Source organism: Streptomyces sp. NPDC031340 (genome assembly GCF_055569945.1).
Map to the genome: position 1 here is coordinate 1,094 of NZ_JBVIIE010000103.1, position 14,378 is coordinate 15,471.

The 14,378-nt window shown below is 73.6% G+C and carries 15 protein-coding genes and 1 tRNA gene; 13 read left to right on the plus strand and 3 right to left on the minus strand.

The features are described 5' to 3' along the window. Nucleotides 1–129: 129 nt before the first annotated feature. Together chpH and ACZ5GT_RS40060 are read right to left on the minus strand one after the other, a co-directional pair. Entirely contained in the window at nt 130–363 is a 234-nt protein-coding gene (chpH, locus tag ACZ5GT_RS40055; RefSeq protein ID WP_469036694.1) for a chaplin ChpH, read from the minus strand. Between the two features lie 135 nt (nt 364–498). After that, nucleotides 499–1,824, minus strand: coding sequence for a M20/M25/M40 family metallo-hydrolase (locus ACZ5GT_RS40060; RefSeq protein WP_469036697.1), 1,326 nt, complete (start codon nt 1,822–1,824; stop codon nt 499–501). A gap of 197 nt (nt 1,825–2,021) precedes the next feature. On the opposite strand from ACZ5GT_RS40060, the gene ACZ5GT_RS40065 reads away from it, so the two are divergent. The 11 genes from ACZ5GT_RS40065 to ACZ5GT_RS40115 all read left to right on the plus strand — a co-directional run bounded on the left by ACZ5GT_RS40065 (nt 2,022) and on the right by ACZ5GT_RS40115 (nt 11,370). Beyond that, nucleotides 2,022–2,106, plus strand: a tRNA-Leu gene (locus ACZ5GT_RS40065). Nucleotides 2,107–2,308: 202 nt separating this feature from the next. Then, entirely contained in the window at nt 2,309–3,526 is a 1,218-nt protein-coding gene (locus ACZ5GT_RS40070; protein ID WP_469036698.1) for a PAS domain S-box protein, read from the plus strand. Then, nucleotides 3,526–3,912, plus strand: coding sequence for an STAS domain-containing protein (locus ACZ5GT_RS40075; protein ID WP_324788775.1), 387 nt, complete (start codon nt 3,526–3,528; stop codon nt 3,910–3,912). Before ACZ5GT_RS40070 ends, ACZ5GT_RS40075 begins: the two co-directional genes overlap by 1 nt. After that, a complete protein-coding gene (locus ACZ5GT_RS40080; RefSeq protein ID WP_360752191.1) occupies nt 3,909–4,337 on the plus strand; it encodes an anti-sigma regulatory factor in 429 nt (142 codons plus the stop codon). Before ACZ5GT_RS40075 ends, ACZ5GT_RS40080 begins: the two co-directional genes overlap by 4 nt. A 49-nt stretch (nt 4,338–4,386) precedes the next feature. After that, nucleotides 4,387–5,382: a SpoIIE family protein phosphatase gene (locus ACZ5GT_RS40085; protein ID WP_469036704.1), complete on the plus strand. Its 996-nt coding sequence runs from the start codon at nt 4,387–4,389 to the stop codon at nt 5,380–5,382. Nucleotides 5,383–5,421: 39 nt separating this feature from the next. Then, nucleotides 5,422–6,633: a PAS domain-containing sensor histidine kinase gene (locus tag ACZ5GT_RS40090; protein WP_469036706.1), complete on the plus strand. Its 1,212-nt coding sequence runs from the start codon at nt 5,422–5,424 to the stop codon at nt 6,631–6,633. An 86-nt stretch (nt 6,634–6,719) separates the two neighbouring features. Further along, nucleotides 6,720–7,169 (plus strand): pyridoxamine 5'-phosphate oxidase family protein, encoded by a 450-nt coding sequence (locus ACZ5GT_RS40095; RefSeq protein ID WP_469036709.1) that lies wholly within the window; start codon nt 6,720–6,722, stop codon nt 7,167–7,169. Between the two features lie 163 nt (nt 7,170–7,332). Then, on the plus strand, nt 7,333–8,229 hold the full coding sequence (locus tag ACZ5GT_RS40100; RefSeq protein ID WP_469036712.1) for a universal stress protein: 897 nt from the start codon (nt 7,333–7,335) through the stop codon (nt 8,227–8,229). A 1,266-nt stretch (nt 8,230–9,495) separates the two neighbouring features. Then, a complete protein-coding gene (locus ACZ5GT_RS40105; RefSeq protein WP_469036715.1) occupies nt 9,496–10,212 on the plus strand; it encodes a CBS domain-containing protein in 717 nt (238 codons plus the stop codon). Nucleotides 10,213–10,217: 5 nt separating this feature from the next. Next, on the plus strand, nt 10,218–10,898 hold the full coding sequence (locus ACZ5GT_RS40110) for a DUF4389 domain-containing protein (RefSeq protein WP_469036719.1): 681 nt from the start codon (nt 10,218–10,220) through the stop codon (nt 10,896–10,898). A gap of 46 nt (nt 10,899–10,944) precedes the next feature. Then, nucleotides 10,945–11,370: a YchJ family protein gene (locus ACZ5GT_RS40115; RefSeq protein ID WP_469036721.1), complete on the plus strand. Its 426-nt coding sequence runs from the start codon at nt 10,945–10,947 to the stop codon at nt 11,368–11,370. Nucleotides 11,371–11,385: 15 nt separating this feature from the next. Here the strand turns inward: ACZ5GT_RS40115 and ACZ5GT_RS40120 are convergent, their stop codons facing one another. Then, nucleotides 11,386–12,087 carry a FadR/GntR family transcriptional regulator gene (locus ACZ5GT_RS40120; RefSeq protein ID WP_469036725.1) on the minus strand — a complete coding sequence of 234 codons (702 nt, stop codon included), beginning with the start codon at nt 12,085–12,087 and terminating at the stop codon, nt 11,386–11,388. Nucleotides 12,088–12,225: 138 nt separating this feature from the next. Here ACZ5GT_RS40120 and ACZ5GT_RS40125 point away from each other — a divergent pair, with 138 nt between their 5' ends. Together ACZ5GT_RS40125 and ACZ5GT_RS40130 are read left to right on the plus strand one after the other, a co-directional pair. Beyond that, nucleotides 12,226–12,744 (plus strand): gluconokinase, encoded by a 519-nt coding sequence (locus tag ACZ5GT_RS40125; RefSeq protein ID WP_469036728.1) that lies wholly within the window; start codon nt 12,226–12,228, stop codon nt 12,742–12,744. Nucleotides 12,745–12,877: 133 nt separating this feature from the next. After that, nucleotides 12,878–14,275 (plus strand): GntT/GntP/DsdX family permease, encoded by a 1,398-nt coding sequence (locus tag ACZ5GT_RS40130; protein ID WP_469036730.1) that lies wholly within the window; start codon nt 12,878–12,880, stop codon nt 14,273–14,275. Nucleotides 14,276–14,378 lie beyond the last annotated feature (103 nt).

Here is a 14,378-nt window from a genome sequence, read left to right on the forward strand (position 1 = left end):
GCCCCCCCCCCCCCCCCCCCCGCCCCCCCCCCCCCCCCCCCCCCCCCCCCCCCCCCCTCTCCCCCCACCCCCCCCCCCCCCCCCCCCCCCCCCCGACGGGGCGTGACAACGACCCTCAGCGGGCCGACGTCACTTGTTGAGGCAGACGTTGCCGAAGGCGGGGTTCAGCAGCCCGATCACGGAGACCGTGTTGCCGCAGAGGTTCACCTGGGTGTGAACGGGCACCTGGATGACGTTGCCGGAAGCGACACCCGGGGAGTGCACGGCGGCACCCTGAGCGCCCGAGTCGGCGACAGCCAGGCCCGCACCCGCGAGAACCAGACCACCGGTGGCAGCCGCAGCAGCGACGACCTTCTTGATCATTATTCCTCCTTGTTGGCATGCGATCCCAAGCAGCGGATCGCATCACCTGTAACGAGGAGGCGTGAATGGAGCTACGAGCTTATGGTCGCATTCACTCTTCTCAGTCATGGCCGCACGCGCGCCCGATTAAGGAGATCACGACGCGTCGATGAACCGGTCCAGGACACGCACGCCGAACTTCAGTCCCTCCACCGGCACCCGCTCGTCGACCCCGTGGAACATGCCCGCGAAGTCCAGCTCCGGCGGCAGCTTCAGCGGCACGAAGCCGAAACCGCGGATCCCCAGGTCGTCGAAGGACTTGGCGTCGGTGCCGGCGGACAGCATGAAGGGGATGGCCTTCGCGGCCGGGTCCTCGGCCAGCAGCGACGACTGCATGGCCTCCACCAGGGCCCCGTCGAAGGAGGTCTCCACGGCCTTGTCGGCGTGCACGTCCTCGCGCCGCACCTTCGGACCGAGGATCCGGTCGAGGTCGGCGAGGAACTCCTCCTCGTACCCCGGCAGGAACCGCCCGTCGACGTGCGCGGTGGCCTCGCCCGGGATGACGTTGACCTTGTAGCCGGCGTTCAGCTGCGTGGGGTTGGCGGTGTTGCTGAGGCTCGCACCGATGAGCTTGGCGATGCCGCCGAGCCGGGCGAGGGTCGACTCCATGTCCTCCGGGTCGAGTTCCGTGCCGAGCGCGTCGCCGAGCTCGTCGAGGAAGGCCCGGGTCGTCTTGGTCACCCGGACCGGGAACTTGTGCCGTCCCAGCCGGGCGACCGCCTCCGACAGCTCGGTGATGGCGTTGTCCCGGTGGATCATCGACCCGTGCCCGGCGGTGCCGGCCACGGTCAGCTTCATCCAGTGCATGCCCTTCTCGGCCGTCTGGATCAGATACAGCCGCCGCTGCTCGCTGACGGTGAACGAGAAGCCGCCCACCTCGCTGATCGCCTCGGTCACGCCCTCGAACAGGTCCGGGTGGTGGTCGACGAGGTACCGGGCGCCGTACGTGCCGCCCGCCTCCTCGTCCGCCAGGAAGGCGAGCACGATGTCCCGCGGGGGCCTGCGCCCGCTGCGCAGCCGGTCGCGGACGACCGCCAGGGTCATCGCGTCCATGTCCTTCATGTCGACGGCGCCGCGTCCCCACACGCACCCGTCCGCGACCTCGCCGGAGAAGGGGTCGTACGTCCAGTCGGGCGCGTGGGCCGGTACGACGTCGAGGTGGCCGTGGATCAGCAGCGCGGGCCGGGAGGGGTCCTCGCCCTCGATCCGGGCGACCGTGGAGGCGCGTCCCCGGTGCGACTCGAAGATCCGCGGTTCCAGCCCCACTTCGGCGAGCTTCTCCGCGACGTACTCCGCCGCCGCGCGCTCACCCGGACCCGAGTGGTCGCCGTAGTTGCTGGTGTCGATCTGGATCAGCTCGCGGCAGAGGTCCACGACCTCGTCCTGACCGGTGACGCCGCCGGTCGTGTCCGTCTCGCTCACGCTGCTTCCTCCCGCTGTCACGGCTGGTGGTCCCCCTCATCCTCCCCCGGCCGGCCTCCCGGCCCCAAGACCGGGACCGTCCCGTCACACGCCGTTCACGCGGGGACGGGGAGCGACCGGGGGGTGATCAGGGGCGGTCGAAAGCCTGGTAATGTTTCCTTCGTCGCCGCGGGGGAAACCCGCACGACGCACACCTTGTCCGGGTGGCGGAATGGCAGACGCGCTAGCTTGAGGTGCTAGTGCCCTTTATCGGGCGTGGGGGTTCAAGTCCCCCCTCGGACACTGGATCCCCTGTGCGGGCCGAGAGGACTCTCGGCCCGCACAGTGCGTTTTCCGGGAGGCGTTTTCCGGGAGTCGCCGTGATCACTCCCATGGTCCGTGGTGCTGATCTTCGGTGAGGGAGCAAGTAGCATCGGCCGCGCCGGGAACGGGGCGCCCGCGGCGGGTGCCCGGTGGGGACCGAGAACGCGGGAGGCAGGCCGGAATGACGAGGTCATCGGAAGGCGACCGGGATCCGCAGGGCAGCCTGCGCGATCTCGAGGCGATGCTGGACGCGGTCACCGACCAGGCCGCCATCAAGCTGGGTCCCGAGGGCGACGTGGTCCGCTGGAGCCGGACCGCGCAGGCCATGACCGGTTACGAGTCCGACGAGATCGTGGGCCGGTCGGTGGCGACGCTGCACACCGCGGAGGACCGCGAGGCGGGGCTGGTCGAGCAGGAGCTGGACGCGGCCCGGCAGGACGGCCGGCGGGCGTTCCAGGGCTGGCGGGTGCGCAAGGGCGGCGAGCGGTTCCTCGCCCGGGTCACGCTGACGCCGGTGCGGGAGGCGGACGGCAGGGTGACCGGCTTCGTCAAGACGCTCCAGGACGTCACCGAGAGCGTGCGGGCCGAGTCGCTGTTCCACGGCCTGCTGGAGTCGGCGCCCGACGCCATGGTGATCGTGGGCCCCGACGCGCGGATCGTCCTGGTCAACCGGCAGACCGAGGCGCTGTTCGGTTTCCAGCGCGACGAACTGGTCGGCCGGGAGATCGAGGTCCTGGTGCCGTCGCGGTTCCGCGACCGGCACGTCGGCCACCGCACGGGCTTCCTGCACGACCCGCGGCTGCGGCCGATGGGCGCGGGCCTGGAGCTGTACGGGATGCGCCGGGACGGCACCGAGTTCCCCGTCGAGATCAGCCTGAGCCCGCTGGAGACCGCCGAGGGCCGGCTGGTGGCCGCCGCGATCCGGGACGTCACCGAGCGCCGGGAGACCGAGCAGCGGCTGCAGCGGCAGCGGGACGAGATCCTGGAGCTGTCGACGCCGGTGATCCAGGTGTGGGACAAGGTCCTGGCGCTGCCGATCATCGGCACCCTGGACACGCTGCGGGCGACGCGGCTGACCGAGGGCCTGCTGGAGAAGATCGCCCAGACCCAGGCCGAGGTGGCCATCCTGGACATCAGCGGGGTGCCCACCATCGACACGCAGGTCGCCCAGCACCTGCTGAAGACGGTGCAGGCGGCCGCGCTGATGGGCACCGTGAGCATCATGAGCGGGGTGCGCCCCGAGACCGCCCAGTCCATGGTGCACCTGGGCATCGACATGGGGCGGCTGCGCTCCCGCAACACCCTTCAGGACGCCCTGCAGCTGGCGCTGGCGGTGCTGGCCGAGCGGGCCGGCTCGGCGGAGCTGGCCGCGCGTTCGCTGACCGGGGGTGAGGCGTGATGACCGAGGACGTCGTGCCGGTCATGCAGATCGGCGACACGCTGCTGGTGGCGTTGCAGGGCGACCTCGACGACACCACGGTGATCCAGATCGAGGAGCAGCTCACCCGGGAGGTCGCGCGGACCTCCGCGAGCGGCATGCTGATCGACGTCAGCCGGCTGAGCGTGGTGGACTCCTTCATCGCCCGGGTGCTCGCCCGGATCGTGGCGATGGTGCGGCTGCTGGGCGCGCAGGCGGCCGTGGTGGGGATCCAGCCCGCGGTGGCCATCACGCTGGTGGAGCTGGGCGTCCCCATGGGGCACCTGGACACCGCGCTCAACGCCGAGCAGGGGCTGGCGCTGCTGCGCCGGCTGCGCCGTGGCGACTCCGGTGCGGACCGCCCGTGACGACGGATGCCACGACCGGCCGCGAGGCGGACGCCTTCGCCATCGCCCACGAGGCCGACCTGATCCGGGTCCGCAAGGTGCTGCGCGCCGAGGCCGACGCGGCGGGTCTGAACCTGGTGGACGCCACCAAACTGATCACGGCGGGCAGCGAGCTGGCCCGCAACATCCTCAACTACGCCACCGGCCGCCGCGGCCGCATCAGCGTGGAGCAGGTGTTCCGGCAGGGCCGCCGGGGGGTGCGGGCCACGTTCAGCGACGACGGTCCGGGCATCGCGGACATCGACGCGGCGCTGACCGACGGCTTCAGCACCAAGGGCAGCCTCGGGCTGGGGCTGCCGGGGGCCCGGCGACTGGTGGACGACATGACCCTGACGTCTGTGCCGGGGACGGGCACCACGGTGGTGATCGTGAAATGGCAGCGGTAGGAGCGACAAGGGGGCGACGGCGCTGAGCGAGAGCGAACACCAGCGGCACATGATCGCCGCCGAGGAGGACGTCGGTGCGCTGCGCCGGTCGGTCGCCCGGCTGGCCGCCGCGCAGAGCGGGCTGCGCCCGGGCACGGCCGAGCTGGTCGCGACCGAGCTGGGCACGAACCTGGTCCGGCACGCCCATCCCGGCGGTTACGTGCTGGTGCGCAGGGCCGGCGACGGCATCGAGCTGCTGTCGGTCGACAGCGGGCCGGGGATGACGGGCAGCGCCCTCGCGCCGGCCGCGGACGGCACGCCGGCCGCGCAGGCGGGTCCGTTCCGGGGCGGCGGGCTGAACGCGGGGCTGCAGGTCGTGCGCCGCAACGCGGTCGAGTTCGACTGGTACTCCACGCGGCGCGGCACGGTCGTGTACGCGCGGCTGGGCACCGCGGGGCCCGGCCCGGAGGCCCGGTGGCGTTTCGGCGGCGTCAACGTCCCCTACGGCGGGGACGGGGAGTCGGGGGACACCTGGGCGGTCGTGCCCGGCCCGACGCTGGCCGCGCTGGTGGTCGACGGGCTGGGGCACGGTTCCGGCGCGGCCGCCGCGTCGCGCGCCGCGGTCTCGGCGTTCGAACGGCACCCGGTCACCGATCTGGAACGGTTCGTGCGGACGGCGCACGAGGCGATGCGCGGCACCCGGGGCGGTGTGCTGGGCGCGTGCCTGATCGACGCCGACCGGGGCGAGCTGTCGTACGCGGCGGTCGGGAACATCACCGGGCGGGTGTACACCGGCGCCCGGTCCGTCCACCTGCTGGACCGGCCCGGCACCCTGGGCACCCACCTGCCCGTGCCCGGCACCCGGGTCCAGCGCTGCCCCTGGGAGACGGAGTCGACCCTGGTGCTGGTCTCGGACGGGATCCGGTCCGGCTGGAACCTGGAGGAGCATCCGCGGCTGGCGCGGCGGCATCCGGCGATCGTCGCGGCGGTCGTGCAGCGGGACTTCGGCCGGCCCACGGACGACGCCACGGTGCTCGTGGTCCGCGGCGCCGACCGCGTGGCATGATGATCGGGTCGCGGTAACGGAGGCGAAGGGCGGTCCGACATGGAGAATCCGCGCGACCTCCGGGCCGAAGGAGGCGCACGTTCCACGGCCACCGACGACGCGACCGGTGGGCGGCCGGAGCCGGACATGCGCGACCGGCTGCTCGACGAGCTGCGCCAGGAGCTGGAGGACACCAACCGGGGTCTGATCGCCCTGCACACCGAGCTGGAGGCCGCCCGGGCGGCCGAGGCCCGGCTCGCGGCCATCGTGGCCTCCTCCGACGACGCCATGCTCGCGGTGGACTGCGCCGGCCGCATCGAGACCTGGAACCCGGGCGCCGAGCGGCTGTTCGGCCGCAGCGAGCGGGACGTGGTGGGCCGGTCGGTCGACGACCTGATGCCGGACGCGGCGCTCGCCGCCTACCGTTCCGCGGTGGAGCAGATCCGTTCGGGGCAGCACGCCGTGCCGCACCAGAGCAGCTGGCGCCGCGCCGACGGCTCCGAGGTCGACGTGGCGGTCACGGTCTCCGCGATGCGCGACCCCGACGGCGACCTGGTCGGTTTCTGCACCGTGGTGCGCGACATCACCGCGCAGCTGGCCGCCCAGGCCGAGCTGGCGGCGGCGCGCGCGGACCGCGAGGTGATGGCCGAGCGCGAGCGCATCGCCCGCGACCTGCACGACATGGTCATCCAGCGGGTGTTCGGGGCCGGTCTGGCGCTGCAGAGCATCGCCGCCCGTGGCGCTGACGCCGACACCGCCGGCCGGGTCAACCGGGTCATCGACGAGCTCGACTCCACCATCCGGGAGCTGCGCAACACCATCTTCGACCTCAACCAGCCGACGCAGAAGGCGGCCAGTCTGCGCGCCCAGGTCATCGACGAGACCTCGTCCGCGCAGCACCGGCTCGGGTTCGCGCCCGCGGTCGCGTTCGAGGGCCCGGTCGACGCCGCGCTGCCGGACGAGACGGCCGCGCATCTGCTCGCCGTGCTGCGCGAGGCGCTGTCCAACATCGCCCGGCACGCCCAGGCCGGCGCCGTCCAGGTCACCGTGCACGCGGCGGACGAGCTGCTGCTGGAGGTCGTCGACAACGGCCGCGGCATCGGCCGGCCCACCCGCAGCAGCGGTCTGACCAACATGCGGCGCCGGGCGGAGAAGCTCGGCGGCGCCTTCGAGGTGGCCGGCCGGCCCGAGGGCGGCACCCGGCTGTGCTGGCGCATTCCCCTCAGCGCGGCCGGATCGCCGCCGGCCCGGCCCGCCGCCCGGATCGGGTAGGCCACCCCCGGGGGGTGCGGCTCGGCCCGGCAAACAGGGCCGACCGGCCCTAACTCCGGTGCGGTCCGGGCGGAGACCATGGCCGGATGGTGGATGGGGACGGCTTCCGCGTGCTCGACCGTCAGGAGTGCCTGCGCCTGCTGACCAAGGTCCCGGTCGGCCGTGTCGTGTACACGCGCCAGGCGCTGCCCGCCGTCCTGCCCGTCAATTTCTCCCTGGACGACGACTTCTCCGTGCTGCTGCGCACGTCGTGCGCGTCGGACCTGGTGCGCGCGGTGGACGGGGTCGTGGTCGCCTTCGAGGCGGACGACTTCGAAGCCGAGGCCCGGTCCGGCTGGAGCGTGGTGGTCACCGGCCGCGCCACCGTGGTGACCGACCCCGCCGAGCACGAGCGCCTGACCCGGACCGGCCCGCGCTCCTGGATGCCGTTGCCGGAGGGGGTCTTCGTGCGGATCGAGGCGGAGATCGTCACCGGACGTGAGCTGAGGGCCTCCGCGACACCGGGTGCTGAGGGGCGTCGCGGCTCCGGGTGCTGAAGCGCGTCGCGGCTTCGGGTGCTGATTGGCCTCCGCGGCTCCGGGTGAGGGGGCCGAAAGCCACCGTGATCACGGGCCGCTCGGCCCTGCCGCCGCGTTGATCACGCCTGCCACCATGTGATCGAAGCACCGCACACTTGTTGTACGACCAGGAGGTCCTGCCATGACCCGTAACGTGACCGTCGGACTCGACGGATCGCCCGCGAGCCTCGCGGCCGCCGAATGGGCCGCTCGTGAGGCCGAGATGCGGGGCCTCCCGCTGCACCTGGTGCACGCCTGGGACTGGCAGCGGTACGCCGAGCCGGCGTCGGAGGACTCGACGCACCAGCACTGGGCGCTGCGGATCCTGCGGGAGGCGATGGAGGAGCTGCACCGTGGCCACCCCGGCCTGACGATCACCTACGAGCAGGTGTCCCAGGCGCCCGCCCCGGCGCTGCTGGGGGCCTCCGAGGAGGCCGAGCCGCTGGTCATCGGCTCGCGTGGGCTGGGCGGGGTCACCGGCTTCCTGGTCGGCTCCGTCGGTCTCGGCGTCGTCGCCCAGACCGACCGGCCCGTCGTCCTGGTGCGCTCGGACACCCGCCCGGAGGACGAGCGCCGGCCGGACGCGGAGGGCCGCCCGTCGGCCGAGACCCCCTACCGGGACGTGGTGCTCGGGCTGGACCACGAGCACCCGGACGCGACGGTCATCGCGTTCGCGTTCGAGTCGGCGTCCCGCCGCGCGGCGCGGCTGCGCGTGGTGCACGGCTGGAGCCTGCCGCCGTACTTCGCCTACGGGGCCGCCACCGACCAGGCGCTGAACGAGGAACTGGCCCGTCAGGAGGCGGGCGCCGTCAAGGCCGCCCTGGCGCCGTGGCGCGAGAAGTTCCCCGGTGTGGAGGTCGTCGAGGACGCCGTGATCGGCAACGCCGGCGGTCATCTGGTGGACGCCGCGGCCGAGGCGTCGCTGGTCGTGGTGGGCCGGCGCATCCGGCGTGCCCCGCTCGGCGCGCGGATCGGACCGGTCGCGCACGCCGTGCTGCACCACGCCAAGGCGCCCGTCGCGGTGGTCCCGCACGAGTGACCCGACGGCCCCTGCCGAGGCCGCCCGACGGAGGTCCGTGAGTCCGTCTCCGGTGAAGGCCGCCCCGCTTCGGCGGGGCGGCCTTCACCCGTCTCGGCCCAGGACCGGGAAGCTCCTGGTGCCGTCCGGGCAGCGCATCCGCCGGGCCGGCGGGTCGGTGGGTCGACGGTGGGCCGGCGGCGGGCCGGCGGCGGGCCATCGGGTCGGAAGGCCGCAGGCCGGAAGGCCGGAAGGCCGGCAGCGTCGCGAGGCGGGTGAGGAGCCGGGGCAGATGCCGAGGCGGGCGCGGCGCGGCTGAGGCAGGGCGGGGGCGCCAGTGCTCGCGCACTCGGTCAGGGCGCCTCGGGATGGCGGTGAACGGGGGCTGCGGCCGGCGGGAGCCGTCCTGTGCGCCGCGAAGACGCTCGCGTGCCCCGGCGCGGTCGCTCCCGGCGCTCGGCGGGCGCCGTGGTGCGGGTGGGGGCTGGGGCCTTCGGCTCGCCTGCGTGGCCGAAGGGGCCGTGACCGGGCAGACGGCCCGGGACCGGGAGGCGGCGGGACCGCCGGATCCAGTGAGGCCGGGCCGCGACCGGACAGACGGCCCGGGTGACCGGGAAGCGGCGGGACTGACGGATCCAGTGCGGCCGGGCCGCGACCGGGCAGACGGCCCGGAGCCAGGAGGCGGCCGGACCGCCGGATCCGGCGAGGCCGGGCCGTGACCGGGCAGACGGCCCGGGACCGGGAAGCGGCGGGACCGCCGGATCCGGTGAGGCCGGGCCGTGACCGGACAGGCGCCCCGGAGCCAGGAGGTGGCGGGACGGGCGGATGCGGTGGGGCGGGGGGTGACCGGGCAGACGGCCCGGGACCGGGAAGCGGTGGGACCGCCGGATCCGGTGAGGCCGGGCCGTGACCGGACAGGCGGCCCGGAGCCAGGAGGTGGCGGGACGGGCGGATGCGGTGGGGCGGGGGGTGACCGGGCGGGCGGTTCGGGGCCGGGAGGGGGCGGGACGGGCGGATGGGGTGGGGCGGTTCGGTCCTGGGGGGAGGACGCTCGGCCCCTGCTCCGGCGGAGCGCCGCGCGGGAGTCTTGAAGAGCATCAGGGCGCCGGCTGTCCGGAACGGTCCGCGAGGCCCTGGCGGCCACAGCGGCTGCCCGGGGCGTCCGGCTCCCGGTGTGCGCCGTATGAACCGCCGCGCTCCGCAGGGCCGCACCCCGGCCGGGCGGGCGGCACAGCAGAACTCCGTCGCGCCTGTTCGTGGACGGTGGGCGAGAAGGGAGTGGTCGTGATGGCCCGCATCGTCGGCGAGGTGATGACCCGCGAGGTGGTCGAGGCTCACCGGGAGACGTCGTTCAAGGACGTGGCCCGGCTGCTTGCCGAGCACCGGATCAGCGGGCTGCCCGTGGTGGACCACGACGACAAGGTCCTCGGGGTGATCTCCGAGACCGATCTGATCCGCCGCCAGGCGGCCGGCCCCGCCGACGGAGAGGTGCGGCGGCTGCGGGTGCTGCCCGCGCCGCGCCGCGCCCGGCGCGCGGCCGCCGTCGCCCGGGCCACCACGGCCGGGGAGATGATGTCGAGCCCCGCGGTCACCGTGCACCCGGAGCAGGCCGTCGAGGCCGCCGCGCGCATCATGGAGCGCCACGGCGTCGACCGGCTCCCGGTGGTGGACGAGGAGGACCGGCTGATCGGCATCGCCACCCGGCGGGATCTGCTGCGGGTCTTCCTGCGCTCGGACGAGGAGATCCGCCAGGACGTGATCGACGAGGTGCTGACCGGCACGATGTGCCTGCCTCCGTACGCCGTGACCGTCTCGGTCCGGGACGGCATGGTCACGCTCGACGGGCAGGTGGAGAAGCGCACCGACGTGCCGCTCGTGCTCCGGCTGACGTGGCGGGTCGACGGGGTGGTCGGTGTCGTCAACGGTCTGGCGTACCGCGACGACGACACGCGCCCGCCCGAGTGGCACCCGTCCTCCGGGGCGAGCGCCGCTGGAAGGAGCTGATCGCCATGACGGCCTTCGCGGCGTCCCCGGGCACCCCGGTCCGGGTGGACGCGGAGCTGGACGCGCCGCTGTCCCGGTGGCTGTGGCTGGTGAAGTGGATCTTGCTGATCCCGCACTACGTGGTGCTGTCCTTCCTGTGGATCGCGTTCGTCGCGGTGGGCGTGGTCGCGTTCTTCGTCATCCTGTTCACCGAGCGCTATCCGCGGCCCCTGTTCGACTTCAACCTGGGGGTGCTGCGCTGGACCTGGCGGGTGGCCTACTACTCGTACGGCGCCCTGGGCACCGACCGGTACCCGCCCTTCAGCCTGGGTGAGGAGCCGGACTATCCGGCGCGGCTGGACATCGCCTACCCCGAACGCCTCTCCCGCGGCCTGGTGCTGGTGAAGTGGTGGCTGCTGGCGATACCGCACTACCTCGTCCTCTGCTTCTTCGTCAGCGGCGTCAACCTCGGTCTGTGGGGCGGCGGGCTGGTCGCCGTGCTGGCGCTGATCGCCGCCGTGACGCTGGCGTTCACCGAGGAGTACCCCAAGTCGCTGTTCGACCTGATCCTGGGTCTGGACCGCTGGGTGCTGCGGGTCGCCGCGTACGCCGCTCTGATGACGGACAGTTATCCGCCGTTCCGCCTCGACATGGGAGGCGCCGAGCCGGCCACGGGCGGGCCCGCCCGCCCGGACGGCACGCGCTGAGGTCCGGCGGCGCCCGCCGGTCCGCGGGTGCAGCACAATGGGGCGCATGTCCCGACGCGCCTCCCGGCCCCGCCCGCGATCCGCCCCCGCGCAGGCTCAGCGGCCCGCCGCCTGTCCGTGCGGCCGCGCGGAGACGTACGAGGAGTGCTGCGGCCGCTTCCACCGGGGCGAGGCCGCCGCGCCGACCGCCGAGGCGCTGATGCGCTCGCGCTACGCCGCCTTCGTGCGCCGTGACGAGGCCTACCTGCTGCGCACCTGGCACCCGCGCACGCGTCCCGCGCGGGTCGACTTCGACCCCGGTATGCGCTGGACGGGGCTGGAGATCCTCGGCACGGCCGACGGCTCGGCGTTCCACGCCACCGGGACGGTGACCTTCCGGGCGTCGTACCGGGGCGGCTCGTTGCACGAGCGCAGCCGGTTCGAACGGGTCGACGGGGCGTGGGTGTACGTCGACGGGGACTTCCTGGACTGAGGCGGCCGGGGGCCGCTACGGCGCCAGGACGTCCAGTTCCCGCAGGGCCCCCACGGTGATCTCCCGGGTGAGGCGCTCCGCCCGCTCCGCGTCGCCCTCGCGCACCGCTTCCGCGACCTGGACGTGGAGGGTGACGGCGGCCGGGTCGGGGTCCTCGAACATGACCTCGTGCTGGGTGCGGCCGGCCAGCACCTCGGCGACGACGTCACCGAGGCGGGCGAACATCTCGTTGCCTGACGCGGTGAGGATCACCCGGTGGAAGGCGATGTCGTGGACGAGGTAGCCGTGGAGCCGGTGGCCGCGTGAGTTGGCCACCATGCCGAGCGCGCACTCGGTGAGTTCGGCGCACTGCTCGGCGGAGGCGTGCCGGGCGGCCAGTCCCGCGGCGACCGGTTCGACCGCCGAGCGCAGCACCGTGAGCGAGCGCAGCTGCCGGGGGCGGTCGGCGCCGGCCAGCCGCCAGCGGATGACCTGCGGATCGTAGACGTTCCACTCGGCGGTCGGCCGCACCGTGACGCCCACCCGGCGGCGCGACTCCACCAGGTGCATCGACTCCAGGACGCGTACGGCCTCCCGCATCACCGACCGTGACACCTCGAAACGCTGCGCCAGCTCGTCCGTGCGCAGAACACTGCCCGGCGGGTACTCACCCGCGGTGATCGCGGGGCCGAGGGTGTCCAGTACGCGGCCGTGCAGCCCCCGGCCCGTTGTGCTCATGCACTCAGCGTACGGGGCGCGTCACGCCGCGAAAAAGTCAGACTTATTTGTCACAGACTCTTGAATTCGTCGTACCTAATCGGTTTCAGTGGCGTCGGCAATCAGGTGCCGAGGAAGACAGCAGACAGTGAGGCAGCCATGAGCACCCCCCAGGTCGTCGTCGTGATGGGCGTCGCGGGCACCGGCAAGACCACCATCGGTCCCCTGCTCGCGGCCCGGCTCGGCGTTCCGTACGCCGAGGGCGACGACTTCCACCCGTCGGTCAACATCGCCAAGATGTCGGCCGGGATCCCGCTCGGCGACGCGGACCGGTGGCCGTGGCTCGACGCCATCGGCACCTGGGCGCACGGCCGGGAGGGGCTGGGCGGGGTGGTCAGCTGCTCGGCGCTGAAGCGGTCGTACCGCGACCGGCTCAGGGCCGTCGCTCCCGGCGTCGTCTTCGTCCACCTCACCGGCGACCGGGCCCTCGTCGAGGACCGGATGTCGCACCGGCAGGGGCACTTCATGCCCACGGCGCTGCTCGACTCCCAGTTCGCCACGCTCCAGCCGCTCGGGCCGGACGAGGCGGGCGTGGCGGTGGACGTCGCGGGCAGTCCCGAGGAGATCGCCGAACGGGCCGTCGGCGCGCTGGCCGCATTGTCCCGCCCGGCGCGGTAGTACCTCACCCCGGCCCGGCAGCACCTCACCGCGGCCCGGCAGCACCTGCGCTGCCCCAGTAGTACCTGCGCGGCCCGGTAGTACCCGGCCCGACGCCACTCCCCCGTCCCCCCGTACCTGCAAGGGAATCACCGTGACCAGACTCAGCGTCGCGATGCTGGCAGCGGACGCGCCCGAGCCGATCACCTCGGCCGGTCACGCTCAGCTGGGCATCGCCGTCCTGGCGGGCATCGCCGTCATCGTCGTGCTCATCACCCGGTTCAAGCTGCACGCCTTCCTGGCGCTGACCATCGGGTCGCTGGCGCTGGGCGCGATCGCCGGGGCGCCGCTCGACAAGGCGATCACCAGCTTCACCACCGGGCTCGGCGCCACGGTCGCCGGTGTGGGCGTGCTGATCGCCCTCGGCGCGATCCTCGGCAAGCTGCTCGCCGACTCCGGGGGCGCCGACGAGATCGTCGACACGATCCTCGCCAGGGCGGGCGGGCGCGCGATGCCGTGGGCCATGGTGCTGATCGCCTCGGTGATCGGTCTGCCGCTGTTCTTCGAGGTCGGCATCGTGCTGCTGATCCCGGTCGTGCTGATGGTCGCCCGGCGCGGCAACTACTCGCTGATGCGCATCGGCATCCCGGCGCTCGCGGGCCTGTCCGTGATGCACGGGCTGGTGCCGCCGCACCCCGGGCCGCTGGTCGCGATCGACGCCCTGCACGCCGACCTCGGTGTCACCCTCGCCCTCGGCGTGCTGATCGCCGTCCCCACCGTGATCGTCGCCGGGCCGCTGTTCTCGAAAGTCGCCGCCCGCTGGGTGGACGCGCCGGTCCCGGAGCGCATGCTGCCGCCGCGCGCCTCCGAGGAACTGGAGAGGCGGCCCGCGTTCGGGCCGACGCTGGCCACCGTGCTGCTGCCGGTCGTGCTGATGCTGTCCAAGGCGCTGGTCGACCTCGTGATCGACGACCCCGCGAACACCACCCAGCGCGTCTTCGACGTCGTCGGCTCGCCGTTGATCGCCCTGCTCGCCGCCGTCATCGTCGGCATGTTCACGCTGGGCCGGGCCGCCGGTTTCGGCAAGGATCGGATCCAGCGGACGGTGGAGAGCAGCCTCGCACCCATCGCGGGCATCCTGCTGATCGTCGGCGCGGGCGGCGGCTTCAAGCAGACGCTGATCGACTGCGGGGTGGGCCAGATGATCCTGGACATCTCCAGGGACTGGTCCATACCGGCGCTGCTGCTGGGCTGGCTGATCGCGGTCGGGATCCGGCTCGCGACCGGTTCGGCGACGGTGGCGACGATCTCGGCGGCCGGCTTGGTCGCCCCGCTCGCGGCCGACATGTCGACCGCGCACGCCGCCCTGCTGGTCCTGGCCGTCGGCGCCGGCTCCCTCTTCTTCAGCCACGTCAACGACGCCGGGTTCTGGCTGGTGAAGGAGTACTTCGGGCTGAGCATCGGACAGACCGTCAAGACCTGGTCCGTGATGGAGACCATCATCTCGGTGGTCGCGGGCGGTCTGGTCATGCTGCTGTCACTGGTCATCTGAAACGAGCCGCTGGGGGGGGGGGGGGGGGGGGGGGGGGGGGGGGGGGGGGGGGGGGGGGGGGGGGGGGGGGGGGGGGGGGGGGGGGGGGGGGGGGGGGGGGGGG